This window comes from Vibrio sp. TH_r3 (assembly GCF_033101115.1).
GTDB lineage: Bacteria > Pseudomonadota > Gammaproteobacteria > Enterobacterales > Vibrionaceae > Vibrio.
The window spans coordinates 150,104-169,415 of the sequence record NZ_JAWMPW010000002.1 but is presented as its reverse complement, the minus strand read 5'-3'; the positions used below and the strand labels follow the sequence as shown (position 1 = coordinate 169,415).

Sequence of the window (19,312 nt, the reverse complement as noted above, 5' to 3'; positions counted from 1 at the left end):
ATTTAAATCAGAACTGAATTTAAATATAAATAATTAAATGGTGTAAATGAATTAATTAGGCATCTGACATAACACCAATTAAAATCATAAACGAGCTCAACCAGAATGTTATGTTCTAAGTTGAGCTCGTTTATAGCTTATTTATGCTGCGGCAACTTGTTTGCGCCTTCTTAGCATTCCTATAATTGGCAATAAGATTGATAGGAATGTAATAAAGATTAACGTTTGTGACACAGTAGAGCTAACAAAAATAGTAAAGTCTTGGTTAGCAATTCTATATGCCTGACGGAATGATTGTTCCATCGTTCCACCGACGATTACCGCTAGTATCATAGGAGCAGTAGGTATATCCGCACGTTTCATCACCACACCCGCTACACCAAGAATAGTTAGAATGTAAAAATCCATAACCGAACTACTAATTGCGTAACACCCAACAAACGCGAGGCCAAGCACAATTGGATATAATACTTTCGGTGGAATGGCGAGCACACGAACTAGCATTCCTGCCAATGGTATATTAACAAACGCAAGTATGAAATTAGCCACAAACATAGATGCAATAAGGCCCCATGCTGTGTCTGGGTATTGGGTAAACAGTAATGGACCAGGTTGAATTCCAAGCATTAATAGTGCACCCATCATTACCGCTGTTGTACCTGAACCAGGAACCCCCAACGTCAGCATTGGAATCATCGCACCTATAGAGGCAGCATTATTGGCAGATTCTGGTGCAGCCAATCCTTCTATCGCTCCATGGCCAAACTCTTCAGAGTGTTTAGATAACTGCTTTTCATTGTTATAACACATTAGAGAAGCCATTGTTCCACCTGCACCAGGAAGTGAACCAATAATAAAGCCTATCGGTGCACTGCGAAAAATTGGCCACTTCGAACGTTTCCAATCATCTCCGGCAATCCAAATACGTTTGAATTTGGTTTGAGCCTTTTTATTCCCTTCACTTAGAGACCTAAAGCTTTTAAACACTTCCCCCATTGCGTAAATGCCAATAATTACGACCAGAAAATCAACACCAGTTTGCAGTTCTAAATTACCGAAAGTAAAACGGTCAAGGCCAGATTGTGCGTCTATTCCTATGGTAGCTATAGCTAAACCAATAACCATCGAAAGAAAACCTTTGAGCATATTATTTTTCGACATGGACGCGGTCATCGATAACGCAGCAACCATGAGTAGAAAATACTCCGCTGGACCGAATTTTAACGCAAAACCTGCTACTGGCTCGGCTAGCAATGTCATCAATACCGCGGCAATAGTGCCACCAATTAACGACGCAATAGCAGAAATAGCCAGTGCAGATTCAGCACGACCTTGCATGGCCATCGGATAACCATCAAACGTTGCAGCAAGTGCTGCGCCATCTCCAGGTGTATTAATCAATATAGAACTTCGAGATCCACCGAACATTGCGCCGATATAAACACCGGTCATCGTAATCAGCGCTGCGGTAGGGCCCATCGCAAACGTCATAGGTAACAATACCGCGACACCAGTAGCAGGACCTAAACCAGGAAGCATACCAACAATGGTTCCCAGTACCCCTCCTACTGTTACAAGCAATAAATGATAGGGTTGCAACGCAACACCAAATCCATTAAGTAGGCTAGCTAATACATCAGTCATGATTTATGCCTTATTCAATAAATGGTAAAGGTGGAAGACTTACGGCTAACAAAGTATTAAAAATGAAGAAAACCGTACCCGAAAATAGCAGTGCAACAATTAAACTTCTTTTCCAATCACCAAAACCACTTGTAATTGTTAGCATTGCAGCCATGAATAAAAAGGTACTAATAACATAACCTAAATGTTCAAACAGCAGTGCATAAGCAACTGATATTATGCATGTATATAAAATTCTTCTGCGATCATTTTTCTTTGTCGCATCTTCATTAATAATATTTTTAAAAGCGATCAGTGACGCTTTTAAATTACTTTTAATTAGCAGTAAAATCCCTATCAATATCGCTAGTGCTGCTATTCCCAATGGAAAATATATTGGATCCATAGGATTACCAAACATAGCTCTAGGCATTGTATAGGCGTGAGCACCATATATCAGGCCAAATGCGACGCTGAAGAACCCGGTAAACGCATCCCAATTAGGGCGAACATTTTGATCTTTCATGGATTAACCTTACGTTAGAGTTATATAAAAACGTAAACAAACAGAAATGATGAGGGAGGAGACTCCCTCAGGCGTCATTTAACAATTAAACTAATTAGCAAATATTTCCGCTAATATGGTTTTATATTGTTCGTTAGTTGTTGCTAAGAATTGAGTGAAGTCTTCACTATTTTGGTAAGCGTCATCCCAACCGTTACGAGTGCGTGCTTCTGACCATTCAGGTGTTTCAACCATGTCTTTAAGTGCTTTACTCCAAAACGTTACAGCGTAATCAGGCATATCTTTCGGACCAAACAATCCACGCCAGTTCTCGAAAGTCGCATCAATACCTTGTTCTTTCACGGTTGGTATTTCAGCAACTAGACCTTCACCTACACGTTTATCAGCAGTATGTGCTAACGCTCGTAAGTCACCACTTTTCACTAAAGAAGATACATCACCTAACCCAGTAGAAATAAGGTCAACATGACCACCTAGCACCTGTGCAACTGCGCCACCATCTTGGAACGAGATATAATCAATTTGGCGAAGATTAGGTACACCTGCGGCTTTGGCGATAATTAAAAATTGAATATGGTCCATTGAACCAGCCGATGACGTGCCACCAATTTTTACTGATTTAGGATCATTTTTCAGTGCTTCCATGACCTGATTAATTGACGTGTATTTTGAGTTTTTAGAAACAACAAATGCACCATAATCGGTGATTAAACGTGCCAATGGTGTGGTATCTTTGTAGCTGTACTTGCTTGCACCAGTTAGGTTAGTTAGTAAAATAGGAGGAGAGTAAACTGAGATAAGATTACCACTACCCTTTTTGGTTTGCATGTAAGCCAGATTAACCGCACCTCCGCCACCAGGACGGTTAACAACAGGTAAATTAGATGCAACAAGTCCTGTATCTTTCAGTGTTTTTGCTACCGTTCTTATGGTTAGATCCCAACCACCACCAGCCCCAGCGGGTGCTATCATGGAAACAGTTTTAGGTGGATAATCTTTCGCTATTGCATTACTCACAGGCATTGCCGCAACAGTGGCAAGTGCGGCGCTAACCATAGCAGCCTTGAATTTTATATTCATAAATTTACCTATCTTCCTTATTAGTATTTATACTCAATCTTTATCTACAGAAGTTTCTGTGGTTAAAATTGAACAAACATTATTAAAGTTAATGAAAAAAGGTAATGTGATTTAAAACTCTTTAAATTGGTTCTTTAATGCTACAAATGGCGTAAATGATTTTAAATAAAAATAGACTTAAATAACAATAAGATAGAAATGGAAAATAAATATAAAATTAAATTGTAGGATTTAAATTTATATTATCAAAATTTATATGCACCTAATTGAACTTTAATTCAATTAAAGAGAACATGCACTACAGAAAATTTACAATAGTGTAGAAATCAATAATTCATAAACCCTTTCAGTAATATGAATAAAAGTTAATTTATAATGAGTTATGCAATATACAAATTAAAAAATTTAAATCAATTCCTTTGCTAATACATAGTATTAGAACTCTAGATATAATATGTAGATATTGAGGGGATAAAAATGAAAAAAACAGATAAAATAATAACGCTATTGAGTCAATTAGAGCAGGAAGAGTTGGACCAAATAAAATACTACCTTAAAAGTCAACTTTCTTTTTCAAATCAATCGCATAAAAACCAAAATCAGAACCTCACTACTCAAGAATTAGATTACTTGAGTAGCGTTTTTAGGCATTAGCACCTCAAAATATACTGCCCAGCAAAACATTATCGAAGTAAGTTAAATATTCTTTTAATCTTAATAAGTATTTTGTATCCTTCGTTTCACTATACATATCAATAAATTTTAACCCTTCATATAACCCTGCTGTTTTCAAGGCTCCTTTCTGTTGGTGAACAAAATCTTTTAACGTTATGTCACAATTCGGTTCTAAGTAGTGATCGATCGATGTTAATGTCGTGGTGTAGAAGTAGTCGTAGATCTCAATGAAGCTTTCTTTACCCATATCAGACAATAGATATGACACTCGACTTTTAAAAATATCACTAAAAAACTCGTCAATTTCTGATATCGGCTTAGGCATAGCATAATAGTAACCTTGGACCTCTATACCGTCTAGCTTCTTTAAAAAATTGCTTGTTTCTTCATCTTCAACGCTTTCTGCAACTATCCTACATTGCTTCTTATGAAGATAAGAATACAGTAACATAAACGACTGTTTTTCTACTCCATGGCCAAAAACTCCTTCATATGAGCGCATGTCTAATTTAACTTCATCAAACTCAACACCAATTAAATTTTCAAGATCGTCAACTGCCCCACTGAAGTTATCTAATGATATCTGTACCCCTAATAACTGTAATCGCTTAATATTAATCGCTAGATTATCCTGCAATGAAGCATCTAACCGGGTTATTTCCAATGTGATGAGACTTAAATCAATATCATAATCGCTGGCAATTAACTCAAACTTATCTACAAAATCATCACGGGCGAATATTTCACAGTCTATATTTATAGAGAAAGAAGAATAAACCCCTAGATTCATATTTAAACTTTGGAATTCAAATGTTTTATCTATAACAAGCCACTGAAATTTAGACTTCTTATCTAAAGTATCTAAGAATGGGAAAAATAAACTAGGCGTTAAAATACCTAAGTTTTCATCATACAGACGGCTTAACACTTCATAGCTAGTAATATACCCATTGTTCTCTGGAGATATTTTTGGTTGTATATAAAACCTTAACTCAGACTCTAATAACTGCATAATATTGGAACAATTAACACTTGAATTAATCTGTTCTATTTCATCATCATCAACTTTAACTTCTTCAGTTAAAAAACTTTCAATGTCGGTTTTAAAATTTTTGATTCTAGCAATGACAGAATCAGGGGTTTCTTTCGGTAGAAAACCCACTAACCTAACCTCTAAATCACCAATAGATTGCATAACAAAACTTATAAATTTAGTGTCTAATGCACTCACTATGTAGATTGGTATCTTAGGGAAATCATTTTCATCTAAGTAATTGAGCACAGCTAAACCATCGCCATCCTCCATTTTCATATCCAACAAAATAAGACCAATAGAGTCTCTTTCAATTCTTAACAAATCTATTGCTTGGTTGCCACTACTCACCTTCTTAATTGTAGTGGTAGGCGGAACGACTTTTTTCAGTGAAATTTCAAGTATCTCTTGAAAAAAAAGCTGGTCTTCTACGATGAGTACATCTTTATTAATTTTAGACATTGATTTCCCCTTGATCCCCTAACATTAATGCCGAACAATAAAATAACTCTTTGTTATATAAGGCATCATGATAAGTAAGTAATAAAGACGAAAATTCCTCTTGTTCTTTATGAGCTTTAAATCCAATAGATTTCAAAAATTTCTTCAAGCTTGATTTTCTATTTTTACTTGAAAACCCGATGATATTGACTTCACGCAGCAACAACTTTTTAATTACGTTACCTAACATGTAAGGTAGTATTTTGTCCGAAAAACAATACATTGAACAAATCTCTAAGCATAGTTCAGTTGTATTACTTAGAACGATTTTATCGTTGGATCTATTTCTCACTTTCCAAAAATCATCTTTCGGAAAAAATCGATAAGTTAACTGACCTATTGGTATTCCTTGCTCATCTACATATAAAATACAATATAAAGTATTGCCGTTGTCATCTTCAGATTCGATGCAGCTATACCTGACCGATGACAACGAAGTGTTACCAGTGTTTTCCCAAACGTAATATTTCTTGAGTAATTTGAAATCAAAATTATATTCTAGCAAATCTTCATTTGATAAAATTAATTCAAAATAAGGCTGGTTAGCAGCGTGAAATACTTCAACTTGACGTTGATGCGTTGGTATAACCACTCTATTTTCCCAACGACTAATCGTCACCACGTCTAAACCAACCAGTTTGGCATTACTGTGCGTCACTAAGTCCACAAACTCATTCTGACTTAATAATTTTGAATTACGAAATCTCTTTAAGAGCCTACCAAAATCTATCATTCTTAATAGCCACGTCGCTCTGTTATGTTAAATAAACAATTATTTTACTAAGGATATAAAGTTAGTATATAGCACCTGATCTCAGTTTTTACTAATAAAATGCTAATTTATTGATAACTATTAGTGATGTAATTATTGCATTATATAAGTTTAATATAATTTATATTATTATTTAACAAATATCCATAAAGTAACGAGGACATTGATGGAATATAAACAACTGAAATAATTAATAATAAAAATTATTAATTAAAGTTAGACACCACTTTAACTCAGAAAAAATTTCAAGGAACTGCAATATAATTAAAGGTGATAATAAGAATGGTTAGCAATAATTAAGGCCAACATAGACCTTAATTATTGTCAGTCATAAATCAAAGCGCCCATAATTTTATGACGTTTACTTTGAGTGGCAGATGCTTTTAGTGACAATTGCCATTGTGTTCTAACAATATACGCTTTGAATGCGTTCGATTCGGACTTCCGAATTTTTTAAAATAAATTATTCACTCCAGTCTCTATTTTGGATAACAATGCGATATCCCTCGATATCTTCATAAGTCTTGCCCACTCGCTTCCAATAAGGATTTCTTGCTTCGACATACTTAAAACCTGCTTCAATCATCGATCGGCAGACCCATTCCCACTCTCGAGTATCAGGCATGTAAAACACCATGTACGTGTCTGCGACTTGAAAATCCTTGTCGCTACTTTCTGGTTTAGTAGTGAATTCTAAATGATAACTATGATTTTTGTGTCCTAAAACAATAGCATCAAATCCGTCTTCATCTTTGTATTCTGATAAAACATCGAAACCCAGCGCTTTTTTATACATATCTGATATTTCTACAAGATTATCGGTCATTCTAGCGACACGTAAAACTGCATTTTTTGTAATCATGGTAATCCTCAGAGGCGAAACATAGAATAGTACGATGTTAATACTTCAAGCATCGTTTAAATGATTAATTCAACTAATTCAGTTAGTTATACTATCAACATGTCTATTCTGACTTAAATAACACTAAAAATAATATTGTATTATAATACCAATACAATCAACTAAACGATATGAGTTCTTATTTAATTCGCGGGTAAAAACAATAAAACACGGATTAGTTCACATTTTTGCAGTAAGTATACTGTTTTCATTAATTCTGTAGTCCGTTTGTTCATTTAACATAGGAAAACTAGAACCCATTGCTAGGCTTTACGCGCTTTTAAATTTAACTCCTTAATTTATCCATATTTACTATAACATTGGATCTTATTTTAGCTGCCTATATGACATGACTCTAAAGTAATAGTATTAATGGATAAAATGACACACCGCACCAAGCAGAGAACCAATAAGTTTAATTTCAAAATTCCATTCTCTTTATCTGTTTCTGCGTTAATGTTTGCTCTACCTGCTCATTCTGCGCTTTATCAAGTAGTTAAAGTAACATCGCCTACCGATAGTGTTGAGTCTTACGGTATTGCTATCGAGCCAAGTGATGATAGTAGCAATTGTTTTTCAGACCAATGCTCAGATGATTCTTACTCTTTCGCTGGTGAAACATTTAACGGTACAGAAGGCTTTTCTTATAAGGATGAAGTGCCATTTGGTATTGATAATGGATTTTATTATTTAGATTACGATGATCTGGAAGATTATTGCGACGATGAGCTTGGTTACTCCACTTGTGAATATTGGGCCTATAAACATTGGTATGGGAATACTGACCTCGATATCGGCGGACTACAAAATGAACGGGAGGCGTACTATACAACCGACTACCAAACTAATAATACTGCATTTTACGATTCAGACACCTTAACATTCGTACCTGACACTGGCGACAATGCCCCCTCTGAAAGTGACTACTATTATTCATTTGTAGAAGACACGGACGATAAAGTAGTCACGAGGCTGGTGGAATTAAATAATACTGATTATGTCATTGGTAATACCAGTAGTGGTTATTATGCCTATGATAATGCTTACATAAAGCTCTATCGTAACCGTGGGTATTATGCAACTTCAACAACACAAGAAGTATTGGAACCCGAGGCCGATACTAGTATTGATTACGGTAGCTCTGATGAAGAACAAAATATCATTGCGCAAATGGGGCAAACCATGGCGTTTGATTCATTTACTTATGATAATCAAAGTTACGTTGTTGGTAGCGCTTCTGTCGCGACATTTTATTATGATGAAGATGATGATGACAAAGACTACGACTCTGACTACACGGATGATACCGATGAAGAGTCGGTTTATAATTGCCTAAGTTATGATGAACCGGCTTTCTATCCAGAATGTCAAAACTTCGGCTTCGCTACACGCGCATTTATTTGGAATGTCTCTACCGGTATAGACCCAAATCAAGACAGTAATAGATTTGCAGTTGCCGATTGGGAAACCGACTCTGATGATGATAATTACGTTGTTGATGACAATTACGCATCGCCTCAAGGAAGTGTTCACGCGGCTACGATAGCAAGCTCTGGATCCTACGCCGACTTACCTGTTTTAGTCGGTTACAATACTGAGCTTGATGATGACTACGACGTTTTTTTCATGCAAGCTGCTATTTTTTTACCCACCAATACCACTGATTTCTCTGTTGATGAAAATGCGTGGAGCACCACGTTTATCGAAGATGTAACTGCTGAAGTAGATGATTCTTACATACACAGCAATTCTGTCGCGACAGATATAAATGAAAACCTTTTAGTGATTGGTTACGCAAAAAGAGATGGCGACTATCCATCTGGCAATTCAGCAGGTAGACGTATGTTCATTACTGATGCCAACGATTCTGAGCCTACTGCCAGTTTCTTTACTTCGCATGGTGAAAGTATTTTTTTTAGCAGTGCGGGTGGAACACCAAGGGCGATTAACAACTTTAATGAAATAGTTGGTCAAGTCGATGCAGAATCATCCAGCGAAGTTGGTGGTAAAGAACGGGATCATCGAGGGTTTATCTATCCATACTACGATACCGGAACCGACACGACACGATTAGAGCGCTTTGCTAGTCAAGCCTGGTGGTTAGACGACCTTACCAACGGTGGTACATACAGCTCTAGCAACAATCACTTTCGAATTATTGATGCTAGTGATATTAATGATGCAGGAGTTATCTCTGCAACGGCTTCTCAATGTTTTGCTTCAGACGAGAGCACAAGCTCTATAGAGTATGATTCAACCGACCATTGGGCTTACTGTAACGAAGGTGACGGTGATGAACGTGTTACAGCAGTTAAACTCGTCCCAATTAGTGGTGCAACAAGTGATGATATCTCGGAACGAGAAGAAGATACCACCACAGTGTCACGCAGTGGTGGTAGCATAAACTGGCTATGGTTAATTAGTTTATGTTTAATAACATCGCATCGATATTCGTTTTCCAGAAAGGAAGTCATCTAAAATAGGGTTTATACTTCAAGGTTTATACTTCAAGACGACAGAGAATGGTTGAGCAATTCAATTATCCGTCGTCTTTGATTTAAGCCGTTAATTATATACACTTTATTATGTTAACTGCGATCTCTATCTAAACACGAGAGTCTATCTCTGTTCTGCTATCTAAAAAGCCTTACGATACAAAAATATTGATGAGCAAAAGTAACGGTATATAAAAGTTACTAAAGCGTCGTTTAACATTTCAATTATTACTCTTTAGCCTGATACAATGTCGTATCTTTCACATTTATAAGTTTACATGATGTATCAACTGTCCTTTTCTCTTAGTGAATTTTTGCAAAAATATTGGCAAAAGCAACCTACGGTAATCAGATCCGGTTTTAAACACTTCCATGACCCAATTAGCCCAGAAGAGTTAGCTGGCCTTAGCATGGAACACGAAGTCGACTCTCGATTTGTATCCAATCTTGATAATAATTGGATTGCAGAACATGGTCCTTTTAGTGAAGATAAATTCACATCGTTGACAGAAACAAATTGGTCGTTGATTGTTCAAGCTGCCAACCATTGGCATTCGGGTGCAGCCCAACTCATTCAGCCATTTAAAACCATGCCCCATTGGTTATTTGACGACCTCATGATTAGCTATTCTGTTGACGGAGGGGGGGTTGGTCCACATATTGACCAATATGATGTATTTATTATACAAGGTTTAGGTAAACGCCGTTGGCGCGTAGGTGCTAAAGACACGGGCCAATATGTTGAAACATGTCGTGCCAGTGCATTACGACAAATAGAATCCTTCGATGCCGTTATCGATGATATTTTGCAACCTGGAGACATTTTATACATTCCACCAGGGTTTCCTCATGATGGATACGCGTTACAACCATCCATGAGTTATTCGATTGGATTCCGCTCACCAAAAGAGCAAGAACTTGTCAGCAATTTCGCCGATTACCTATTAGCGAATGATCTTGGTGACACCCATATAGATACTCCGGAATTAGCCACGCAACAAAACTTTGCTGAAATAACCGCTAATGATTTTACCGCATTAACTACAGCGTTGCGTTCTTCATTAGACAATCAAACTCAGTTAGCAGAGTTCATTGGATGCATGCTTAGTCAATCGCGACACCAACTCAATATCATTGTTCCTGACCTACCATGGCAAGCAAATGAAATTGCCGAGTATTTACAATCTGGCAATCAATTTATAAGAGTCGCAGGATTACGCGCACTTTATTTACAAGGAAATTTGAATACCATTTATATAAATGGAGAAATATTCCACCTCAGCCCACAACAAATGTCACTCGCATCAATTTTATGTAACCAAGAAACACTGTCCTTGGAGCAACTGAGTGACCAATTGAGCGATGACGAGCTAGAACAACAGATTGTTTTATTGTTCCAAACTCTAGTTAATAAGGGTTATTGGTACTGTGAAGAATAAATAATTCAGGCTGTTATTGTGGGTAGTTGGCCAAGTTTCAGACCCAATCAACCATTTAATCGCCCTCATTCTTCTACGCTGAGGGCTAAGCATTAATTATCGTCTAACTATAGATACCCATTAAAGCAACAAAAGGACACGACTTAAACGCATCTACTTTATCAATACAAAAGAAGATAAGTCAGACACTCTGCTGGGTGAACCTTATCGGTTTTTTTATTATACCGAACGATAAAAGTATCGCTTTACATTTGTTAAAACTACTATATTATATCTCTCGCTCTGGTAGACAGGGTTATTAATGAATATGTTTAGTAAAAGTAAATCCTCAGAATATCACCTTTACGTTGTATCCTTTGTTTTTTCCTTGGCTTCATAGTTACATTGAATAATTTGAGCTCTCAGTGCTATCGCAATTTAAAATGAATTTATTAAAGGGTATTACCATGTCAAAAACAACTGGTTCAGTAAAATGGTTTAACGAATCTAAAGGTTTCGGTTTCATTTCTCAAGATAACGGCGGCGCAGATGTATTCGTACATTTCCGTTCAATCGTTTCTGACGGTTTCAAAACTCTTGCTGAAGGTCAAAAAGTTTCTTTTGACGTAGAACAAGGTCAAAAAGGTCCTCAAGCTGCTAACGTTACTGCGTTATAAGTTTAGGATTAGTGCGAGCTCGGTTTTCCGCTGCTCGCACAGCATACCATCCTCTCCTTCTCTTCTTTTTTTGTTATTATCTTCAAATATCTCTATTTTCTTTGTTTTAGCCTTTCTTCTACACGTTATCCAAATGATTTTTCTGGCTAGTTCTGCCACTATTTTCATTATCTACCATATATTTTGAGCTTACATTACGATATTTTGGCCGGTCTGTTTTCGACACGAGATTCCATTTGCATTCCCTCATAAACTTGATCACAATTGACCCAGCTAAATCACAACTATAATACTATGACTACTAACATTGATATTGAATTCCTTCCCGATCCGAACATTAGTTGCACGGACTGTAAAGCATGTTGCTGCCGACTAGAAGTTATGATTCTCACTGATACCGGAGTACCAGAGGAACATATACAAGTGGATCAATGGGGAGCAGAAACGATGCGCCAACTTGAAGATGGCAAATGTTCAGCATTAAATAGAGAAACCAATATGTGTACTATTTACGAAAATAGACCTTGGGTGTGTCGTGAATTTGAAATGGGCTCATTCGAATGTCAAGATGAACGAGCTTTAGGTTTAGGCTTAGATAAGTAACAGGTAATTATTGTCTAGAAGCGAATCACATTTTCTACCGTTCCAACTCCGTCAATATTAACAGAAACGATGTCTTTGTCAGATAACGCTTGTGTTCTACCTGGTGTGCCCATAAAGATCATATCTCCTGGCTGTAAAGTAAAGTATTGGCTTAGATAACTCACTACTTTATCTACACTGTGGATCATATTCTTTGTACTCTCTTGTTGTACCACTTCACCATTCAATCGAGTAGTTAACAGAACATTTTCATAATCAATACCGCGAGTAATCATACTTGATACTGGACCAAAACCGTCCGATGCCTTTGACCTCATCCATTGTAAATCTCGACCTTGCCAATTTCTCTCAGTAAGATCGTTGCCTGCTAACACACCGAACACCACTTCTTTTACTTGGCTTGGTTCAATCTGTTTGGCTTGTTTACCGATCACTAAAACCAACTCGCCTTCGAAATGAACATTGCTTGCACCTTGCGGAACTTGAATATTCTGACCCGATAAAATCAACGAAGAAGGAAGTTTAAGGAATAATGGTGGGGCTTGGTTTGACGGTGATGATAGATGACTGGCGAAATTCATACCAACGGCAAATACTTTTTCTGGTACCGCTGGAATAAGCAGTTTGACACTATTCAAAGGAACCTTTTCTTTCGATAAGGAAAACTGATCGTACATGTCGCCTTGAATAGCAAAAACACTATCACCAACTACTTGACCATATCGTATGATGCCCTTGTCATCATATCTGACAAACTTTTCTATATCGGCCAATGCACTACAAGAGCATAGCAACAACAAACTACTGATAATCCATTTCATCACATATCCTGTTCAATAATAATTAAATTGCTAACCAATACCCAGTTGCCTTATCTAAACAAAAGCCGTTTACTCAACTCGAATGATATGTTCATGCGACAGAGTGCCACTTGCTAATATTTAAAATTAACACCATCTAGTTTGGTTATAAAATCCAAGTTAAATACATAACTAATAATATCTACGTTAGGTACTTTCAATTGGATCACTATTTATTCGATATATGACAAAGCTGTATTAATCAGCTTGTGAGGAAAACTGTTAATGGCAGATGAGTAGCCAATTTTGATTACAAGCCGAAAACCATCTAGCAATGATTTATGACCAGTCATCGCTCACCCAACCATCTATACTAGGATCATAATGATGGCCAGAAAAACGGTGCGATACGGTATTATCATTGACGTTATCTGAATGGTCACTTAGTAAATGTTGAATATGTCTAACCATAGGATCTGCACTGTGGGATCGTTGCTGTTTTTCCGCCGTTTCTTTAATTAATTGAAATCGATAGGCTTTACTGTTTCTTCTCATGTGCATATTCCTCTATTTGATTGAGTGATAATTAACCATAGAAAGAGATCCACTCAGCGTCAAATCAGAATACTAGTGCCAGTTTTAACAAATTCGCTATTATATTAGCGATGGGTGAACAACAAAAATATTTGTATAAAATATAACCTGCTCATTTGTTTGTTAATTATACTCTGACGGCATTTATAATTGAGTCATTCATAAATATCTCAAACCCAAAATTCGATTAATCTCAAAATTAATAATTTTGCCACAAAATCCAATTGCCATGTTTATGTTGCAAAAACATCCAAAAATAACAAGCACAACTTTTATTATTTTGCGTCAACTAAACAGGCTTGAAACCATAACGACTGACTAAATAGCGTACTATTAGCTATCGTTATGGCGAAAAATAAATCGCTATACCCAGAAATAATCTAACGTTTCAAAAGTTAAATATTCCAACGTATATTAGCAATAACAGCGGTCATCGTCCCTTCAGTAAAGAGCATAAAGGGAGTCACCAGATAACGAAAATCGACATCGTGACTTGATATCCGATCACATGGAATAGATACCGTAGTAAATCCCTCCCCTTCACTGGGTAAAAACGAAGTAATATCAATGTGCGGAGCGCTACTTAGTTCATTTCTGTCCATAAAGGTCTGTAATGCTAAATAAACTGGTTTATCCGTCATTTTCTCAACGTTTACATCAAAACAAATCTGTCCTGCATGATTATCATAACCTGACAGATCCTCAGAACTTCCATCACTAGTTTGCAGATAGAGACAAGCTATGCGGCCCTTAAACTCTACTTTTACCGCGTCTTGTTGCTGTTGGTAATTAAACGGAGAAGTACTAATATCGGTCAATTGCAAACTATTGTTCCTAGAAACATCAATACCAATAGGATGCAATGAGTCTGAAATTTTCAACTGGTAATCCCCAACTGTTGCCTCTACACCAAACATATGAATAGGATGTGCCGCAACGGCAATTTGCCCCTCTTGGTTGTCATCCAATGGAAGATTATCTAAATAGCGTAGATTCGATTCATCCCCATAGCTTAGGCCATAACCATATTCAAATAACGGCTTATGCTCCCCTGTTGGATCTTGTTCATTATCAGGAACAACGTAACCAGGAATATGTGCGGGAACTCGATGTACACGGGTACTGCGCTTTTTATTCGGCCAGCTAAATGATAACCGTCCGACAAAATCATAGCGCGGCTTACCAGATTCATCAGCAATTAACAAATCGCTGATGCCACGACCTTCGCTACCTGGTAAAAATCCAGCAATAAATGCTTCCGATTTAGAAATCTCTTCATTGACATACAATGGCCGCCCACTATAGAAAATGGAAATGACTTTTGCACCCGCAGCATGCAGTTGGCGTATTTTTTCTAAGTCTGCTTTATAGCTTCTTTTGAGTGCGGCAAACTCTAATGTTTGCCATGCCTTTATATCCCCCATCATTTCCGCATATGGGTCTTCACCAAAAACGACAATAGCAATATCGCCACAGCTAACCGGAGATTGCAAGTCAGGATCATAAATAATCTTATCTTGGCCAAGTTCTTCTTCTAAGGCCATTTTAACCGTCGTTGCACCAGGAAAATCAGCTAACGTATTCTCATCGCCTTGCCACGTTAAGTTCCAACCACCTGATTGTTTTTGTAGGTCATCTGCCGCACTACCAGTTAATACAATTTTTTGTTCTCTCCCAAGAGGTAAAACACGACTGTTATTTTTCAATAACACCAACGATTTTCTAACAGCATCACGAGCCACTTCTCGATGCGCTTCAGCGCCGAGCAATGCTTGATTACAAGCGTAACTACGATGTGTTGGCTGCGGTTTATCCCATAAACCCGCCCGCATCTTAACGCGTAAAATACGTGATACTGCATCATCTATCCTAGCTAAAGGGATGGCCCCAGCATTCACATCTTCAATGGTCTTGTGATACACCTTTAACCAATGCTTATGTACTGGAATCATTAATATATCGTTACCCGCATTGATAGCATAACTGGCATCATCGTCTGTACATTTGCTGACTTCAGAATGGCCGTGCCAATCGGTTACCACTAAACCATCGAACCCCATTTTCTCTTTTAAAACATCAGTCAACAGATATTTGCTGCCATGAATTTTATAATTGTATTTACCTTCAATTTCCGGATCCAAATCATAATTAGCCACATCATCCCAACTATTAAAAGACGACATCACCACTTGAGCACCTGCATTTAAGCCACTAAAATATCCCATAGCATGAATATTCCTTAGCAGATCCTCACTGTAGTTATTCACTCCGCGATCCACTCCCATCAGAGTGCCGCCATCGCCAACCCAATGCTTCACATTAGAGATAACATGCTTGTCATCTTTTAGTTGTTCAGCGGAACCTTGTAAACCTTGAACCATTTTTTCTGCATAACTGTAGACTATTTCCGGATCTTCTGAATAGCCTTCATACACTCTGCCCCAACGTAAGTCTCTTGGTGTTGCTACTGTTGGTGCGAACGTCCAATCTAATCCTGTCGCCGCAATTTCTATTGCCGTTATTCGTCCAATTTGTTCTATAAGCTCTGGATCACGTGCGCATCCTAAGCCAATATTGTGCGGGAAAACTGTCGCGCCAAAAACATTATTATGCCCATGAACAGCATCGGTTGCCCACATAAACGGGATCCTAAACGGCCTACCTTCAAAGCCTCTTTCTACTGCAAACCAATACTCATCTGACTTACTTGCCCAATCTTTAGCCGACGCGTGTTTGTCTTCATTCGGCCATCCACCGCCACCATTTAGTATTGAGCCAATTTTATACTCGGCAGCTTCTTCAACAGAGATACCTCGAATATCTGGTTGAATCATTTGACCCACTTTCTCTTGTAAGGTCATTAAACCAACAATACGTTTAATTTCTTCTTCTTGTGACACATCAGTTGGAATTGCAGATTGAATTTTAGGCCAATCCAGAAAGTATGGGGTAATAAATGGCGATGTCATAAGCGGTTCCTAATAGTCAGAGACGATAAGTCAATACATTCGAATGTGACAATAATATCGTCATAACAAGTATTATTCTGCTAATATAACGACATAAAAGAGGAATAAAACGACATGAGTTTAATCTATACCTTAGAAACCCATTTAAAATACCCACACCTCAAGTTTGCTTTGACTCATGGCACGCACTATCAAGATTTTCCTTCGCATTGCCACGATTTTTCAGAGCTGTTTATTGTGGTAAAAGGTACCGCTACTCATACGGTTGCGGATCACCGCTATCCTCTCTCTCAAGGAGATGTGTTTGTCATTAATGGTCAAGTGGAGCACGGTTTTACCAATGTAGATGAGTTGGTTTTGATCAATCTAATGTTTGAATCACACTTACCTCTTTTTGAAAATTCATCCCTTAAATTATTACCCGGCTATCAAGCGCTATTTACTATCGAACCGCTAGCAAGGCAACAAGCTGACTACACTGCAAAGTTAAACTTACATTCAAACCAGTACGCCGAAGTAGAACGCATTATCCAAACCATTGACGACGAATACAGCAATGGTCAAACAGGATTTGAAACCATGTTAACCGCGACACTGCAGCAGTTAGTCATTACGCTAGCTCGATTTTATCAAGGTGATAATGTTCAAATGAATAGCTCTACTATGATACTAAGCCGAGCATTAGTTTACTTGGAAGAACATTTTCGACGCGACGATTTACGCACAGAGCAAATAGCCAACGCCTCATATGTGAGCACTAGGCAATTAGAGAGACTGTTTCGTTTGTATTTACAAACCACGCCAAATAAATATATCAAAGATAAACGACTCAATTACGCTTACCAACAATTAGTCTCTGATTCAGAACTAACTATTCAACAAATAGCAGACCAAGCTGGCTACTCAGATAGCAATTATTTTTCAAAATGTTTCAAAGCACAGTTTGGGCAAAACCCAAGTCAATATCGTAAAGACAAAACGTCTGAACCTGTACTTATTGTTTGATGACCAAATATGATCCAAGTTTAACAACGCGAAGCATTAGCTAACCTGGCGGCTAATTCAAATAGAAGCACGATCAAACAAAATTAAACATTGTATAAGTAGAACAATCTATTCAAACTACACCAGTAAAAACCAACTCTTTAGCAATTGATATAAATCGTAACCGAATTAAGGCAAGCAGATGTTAGAAGAACAACAAAACAATCCACTACATGGTTTAAAACTTGAAGATATGGTCAAGGAACTAGTTGATTTCTATGGTTGGGATATATTGGATACCGCCATGCGTTTTAATTGCTTTCATACTAACCCTTCTGTCGCAAGCACTGTAAAGTACTTAAGAAAATCAGAATGGGCACGAGAAAAACTTGAAGCGTTTTATTTATCTCGCTTTAAAAGAATGCCAAAACCAACAGAAGCAGAGCGAGAAATTCCACCACGCATGCGAACCTATCCGGTGCACATTAAACCAAAAGAACCGATGAAATTAACTGTCGAGTCCATTTTAGACTCTCAAGCAAAAGCCGCTTCAGACTATAAAGCTAAAAAAGCACGTGAGAAAAATTTTCGCCGATAATATAAGTTGACTATCCGTCTTTTTGTATAAAATTTACCGAATCTAATTGAGTATCAACGCTTTTATTAACGTTGACACTCAATTATCAAACTAGAGTCGCTTAGGCCATGCGATAAAGCAAACGGCACAATTCCGGCAGTTGTTTAATTTGTTTTACTGTGACTGCATTCGAATGAGACTCTTCAGACGGGTTAAACCAGATCGCCTCTATACCGAGTTGTTGCGCAGGAAAAATATCATTATCTAAGCTATCGCCAACCATTATAACTTGCGTCGCATTGACAGATAATATCTGTAAGATCGCTTGAAAAAACTCACTAGAACCTTTACCTACTCCCAGATTATTTTTACACAAATAGCCCTCGATATAATCTGATAACTCTACGCGATCAAACGCGATTTTAATGTCTTCAACCGAAGAATCGGCTGCATTTGTCGCGACAACAATTCGATAATCTTGGCTTAGTAACGCCAATGTCTGCTTAGCACCAGAAACGGCCTGGACCTGATCCCACAAACGCATTTTGCCAGTCTGGTTGGGGTTATCAATCATTAAAGTATCGCCCCAATCGAAAAGCACAATTTTCATGTTATCGCTCCGAATTGCTTATACCGTTCTGCTCATAAATCGACTATTAGGATCAAGTCGATAATCTGCAAAAGGTTGGCAGTATTCAAATCCATACTTTTTATAGAGTTCTCTGGCCGGTTTAAAAAAAGCCATCGATCCAGTTTCTAGACTTAACGTTTGATAGCCTTGTTCTCGTGCGAACATTATCACATGCTCCAATAACGCGGAGCCTACTCCCTTGTTTCTAGCATTTGTTACCGTTCGCATCGATTTGATTTCGGCATGCTGACTCGTTAACATTTTAATAGCAATGCAGCCCAATAATAAACCTTGCTCCCATCCACTAAAAAAAGTGATATGCGAGGCTTTCAATTCACCAACATCTAGAGCGTGTACACTTTCTGGAGGAGAGGTCGCCAGCATATCTTTCATATGTTCTTGCAATAACCTCACGACATCGCCACTAGTTAAATCATCAATTTTAATCAACAT

General features: G+C 37.5%; 18 protein-coding genes. 7 read left to right on the top strand and 11 right to left on the bottom strand.

Annotation, left to right across the window (positions count from 1 at the left end; all coding sequences use genetic code 11):
* Positions 1-141: 141 nt before the first annotated feature.
* The 3 genes from R3X26_RS03240 to R3X26_RS03230 form a co-directional block, all read right to left on the bottom strand.
* Positions 142-1,644: a tripartite tricarboxylate transporter permease gene (locus tag R3X26_RS03240; protein WP_317715706.1), complete on the bottom strand. Its 1,503-nt coding sequence runs from the start codon at positions 1,642-1,644 to the stop codon at positions 142-144.
* A gap of 10 nt (positions 1,645-1,654) precedes the next feature.
* Positions 1,655-2,149 carry a tripartite tricarboxylate transporter TctB family protein gene (locus R3X26_RS03235; RefSeq protein WP_317715704.1) on the bottom strand — a complete coding sequence of 165 codons (495 nt, stop codon included), beginning with the start codon at positions 2,147-2,149 and terminating at the stop codon, positions 1,655-1,657.
* 90 nt (positions 2,150-2,239) lie between these two features.
* Positions 2,240-3,229 carry a Bug family tripartite tricarboxylate transporter substrate binding protein gene (locus R3X26_RS03230; RefSeq protein ID WP_317715703.1) on the bottom strand — a complete coding sequence of 330 codons (990 nt, stop codon included), beginning with the start codon at positions 3,227-3,229 and terminating at the stop codon, positions 2,240-2,242.
* Between the two features lie 477 nt (positions 3,230-3,706).
* Here R3X26_RS03230 and R3X26_RS03225 point away from each other — a divergent pair, with 477 nt between their 5' ends.
* Positions 3,707-3,883, top strand: a complete 177-nt coding sequence (locus tag R3X26_RS03225; protein WP_317715701.1) for a hypothetical protein — start codon at positions 3,707-3,709, stop codon at positions 3,881-3,883.
* A gap of 4 nt (positions 3,884-3,887) precedes the next feature.
* Here the strand turns inward: R3X26_RS03225 and R3X26_RS03220 are convergent, their stop codons facing one another.
* The 3 genes from R3X26_RS03220 to R3X26_RS03210 form a co-directional block, all read right to left on the bottom strand.
* On the bottom strand, positions 3,888-5,399 hold the full coding sequence (locus tag R3X26_RS03220; RefSeq protein WP_317715699.1) for an EAL domain-containing protein: 1,512 nt from the start codon (positions 5,397-5,399) through the stop codon (positions 3,888-3,890).
* On the bottom strand, positions 5,392-6,171 hold the full coding sequence (locus R3X26_RS03215) for a helix-turn-helix transcriptional regulator (RefSeq protein WP_317715698.1): 780 nt from the start codon (positions 6,169-6,171) through the stop codon (positions 5,392-5,394). The genes R3X26_RS03220 and R3X26_RS03215 overlap by 8 nt, the downstream gene beginning before the upstream one ends.
* Positions 6,172-6,673: 502 nt before the next feature.
* Positions 6,674-7,072: a VOC family protein gene (locus R3X26_RS03210; protein WP_317715696.1), complete on the bottom strand. Its 399-nt coding sequence runs from the start codon at positions 7,070-7,072 to the stop codon at positions 6,674-6,676.
* 411 nt (positions 7,073-7,483) lie between these two features.
* Between R3X26_RS03210 and R3X26_RS03205 the strand changes: the two genes are divergently transcribed.
* The 4 genes from R3X26_RS03205 to R3X26_RS03190 all read left to right on the top strand — a co-directional run bounded on the left by R3X26_RS03205 (position 7,484) and on the right by R3X26_RS03190 (position 12,304).
* Positions 7,484-9,589: a DUF3466 family protein gene (locus tag R3X26_RS03205; protein ID WP_317715694.1), complete on the top strand. Its 2,106-nt coding sequence runs from the start codon at positions 7,484-7,486 to the stop codon at positions 9,587-9,589.
* Between the two features lie 298 nt (positions 9,590-9,887).
* Positions 9,888-11,045: a cupin domain-containing protein gene (locus R3X26_RS03200; RefSeq protein WP_317715927.1), complete on the top strand. Its 1,158-nt coding sequence runs from the start codon at positions 9,888-9,890 to the stop codon at positions 11,043-11,045.
* Positions 11,046-11,491: 446 nt separating this feature from the next.
* Entirely contained in the window at positions 11,492-11,701 is a 210-nt protein-coding gene (locus tag R3X26_RS03195) for a cold-shock protein (protein WP_272140489.1), read from the top strand.
* Between the two features lie 294 nt (positions 11,702-11,995).
* Positions 11,996-12,304: a YkgJ family cysteine cluster protein gene (locus R3X26_RS03190; RefSeq protein ID WP_317715690.1), complete on the top strand. Its 309-nt coding sequence runs from the start codon at positions 11,996-11,998 to the stop codon at positions 12,302-12,304.
* 14 nt (positions 12,305-12,318) lie between these two features.
* On the opposite strand, the gene R3X26_RS03185 is transcribed toward R3X26_RS03190, so the two are convergent.
* The 3 genes from R3X26_RS03185 to R3X26_RS03175 form a co-directional block, all read right to left on the bottom strand.
* Positions 12,319-13,125: a fumarylacetoacetate hydrolase family protein gene (locus R3X26_RS03185; protein WP_317715688.1), complete on the bottom strand. Its 807-nt coding sequence runs from the start codon at positions 13,123-13,125 to the stop codon at positions 12,319-12,321.
* Between the two features lie 318 nt (positions 13,126-13,443).
* Positions 13,444-13,659 carry a hypothetical protein gene (locus R3X26_RS03180; protein WP_317715686.1) on the bottom strand — a complete coding sequence of 72 codons (216 nt, stop codon included), beginning with the start codon at positions 13,657-13,659 and terminating at the stop codon, positions 13,444-13,446.
* Between the two features lie 434 nt (positions 13,660-14,093).
* Entirely contained in the window at positions 14,094-16,667 is a 2,574-nt protein-coding gene (locus R3X26_RS03175; RefSeq protein ID WP_317715684.1) for a glycoside hydrolase family 3 protein, read from the bottom strand.
* A gap of 114 nt (positions 16,668-16,781) precedes the next feature.
* On the opposite strand from R3X26_RS03175, the gene R3X26_RS03170 reads away from it, so the two are divergent.
* Both R3X26_RS03170 and R3X26_RS03165 read left to right on the top strand, forming a co-directional pair.
* On the top strand, positions 16,782-17,672 hold the full coding sequence (locus R3X26_RS03170; protein ID WP_317715682.1) for an AraC family transcriptional regulator: 891 nt from the start codon (positions 16,782-16,784) through the stop codon (positions 17,670-17,672).
* Between the two features lie 181 nt (positions 17,673-17,853).
* Positions 17,854-18,249, top strand: coding sequence for a VF530 family DNA-binding protein (locus R3X26_RS03165; protein WP_317715680.1), 396 nt, complete (start codon positions 17,854-17,856; stop codon positions 18,247-18,249).
* A 100-nt stretch (positions 18,250-18,349) separates the two neighbouring features.
* On the opposite strand, the gene R3X26_RS03160 is transcribed toward R3X26_RS03165, so the two are convergent.
* On the bottom strand, positions 18,350-18,838 hold the full coding sequence (locus R3X26_RS03160) for an HAD family hydrolase (protein ID WP_317715678.1): 489 nt from the start codon (positions 18,836-18,838) through the stop codon (positions 18,350-18,352).
* Between the two features lie 18 nt (positions 18,839-18,856).
* Positions 18,857-19,312 carry a GNAT family N-acetyltransferase gene (locus tag R3X26_RS03155; protein ID WP_317715677.1) on the bottom strand — a complete coding sequence of 152 codons (456 nt, stop codon included), beginning with the start codon at positions 19,310-19,312 and terminating at the stop codon, positions 18,857-18,859.

Coding starts and splice junctions, on each gene's coding strand:
- R3X26_RS03200 (WP_317715927.1), top strand. CDS start 9,888: ATGTATCAACTGTCCTTTTCTCTTAGTGAATTTTTGCAAAAATATTGG.
- R3X26_RS03215 (WP_317715698.1), bottom strand. CDS start 6,171: ATGATAGATTTTGGTAGGCTCTTAAAGAGATTTCGTAATTCAAAATTA.
- R3X26_RS03235 (WP_317715704.1), bottom strand. CDS start 2,149: ATGAAAGATCAAAATGTTCGCCCTAATTGGGATGCGTTTACCGGGTTC.
- R3X26_RS03225 (WP_317715701.1), top strand. CDS start 3,707: ATGAAAAAAACAGATAAAATAATAACGCTATTGAGTCAATTAGAGCAG.
- R3X26_RS03205 (WP_317715694.1), top strand. CDS start 7,484: ATGGATAAAATGACACACCGCACCAAGCAGAGAACCAATAAGTTTAAT.
- R3X26_RS03165 (WP_317715680.1), top strand. CDS start 17,854: ATGTTAGAAGAACAACAAAACAATCCACTACATGGTTTAAAACTTGAA.
- R3X26_RS03185 (WP_317715688.1), bottom strand. CDS start 13,125: ATGAAATGGATTATCAGTAGTTTGTTGTTGCTATGCTCTTGTAGTGCA.
- R3X26_RS03190 (WP_317715690.1), top strand. CDS start 11,996: ATGACTACTAACATTGATATTGAATTCCTTCCCGATCCGAACATTAGT.
- R3X26_RS03175 (WP_317715684.1), bottom strand. CDS start 16,667: ATGACATCGCCATTTATTACCCCATACTTTCTGGATTGGCCTAAAATT.
- R3X26_RS03160 (WP_317715678.1), bottom strand. CDS start 18,838: ATGAAAATTGTGCTTTTCGATTGGGGCGATACTTTAATGATTGATAAC.
- R3X26_RS03180 (WP_317715686.1), bottom strand. CDS start 13,659: ATGAGAAGAAACAGTAAAGCCTATCGATTTCAATTAATTAAAGAAACG.
- R3X26_RS03220 (WP_317715699.1), bottom strand. CDS start 5,399: ATGTCTAAAATTAATAAAGATGTACTCATCGTAGAAGACCAGCTTTTT.
- R3X26_RS03210 (WP_317715696.1), bottom strand. CDS start 7,072: ATGATTACAAAAAATGCAGTTTTACGTGTCGCTAGAATGACCGATAAT.
- R3X26_RS03170 (WP_317715682.1), top strand. CDS start 16,782: ATGAGTTTAATCTATACCTTAGAAACCCATTTAAAATACCCACACCTC.
- R3X26_RS03195 (WP_272140489.1), top strand. CDS start 11,492: ATGTCAAAAACAACTGGTTCAGTAAAATGGTTTAACGAATCTAAAGGT.
- R3X26_RS03230 (WP_317715703.1), bottom strand. CDS start 3,229: ATGAATATAAAATTCAAGGCTGCTATGGTTAGCGCCGCACTTGCCACT.
- R3X26_RS03240 (WP_317715706.1), bottom strand. CDS start 1,644: ATGACTGATGTATTAGCTAGCCTACTTAATGGATTTGGTGTTGCGTTG.
- R3X26_RS03155 (WP_317715677.1), bottom strand. CDS start 19,312: ATGTTGATTAAAATTGATGATTTAACTAGTGGCGATGTCGTGAGGTTA.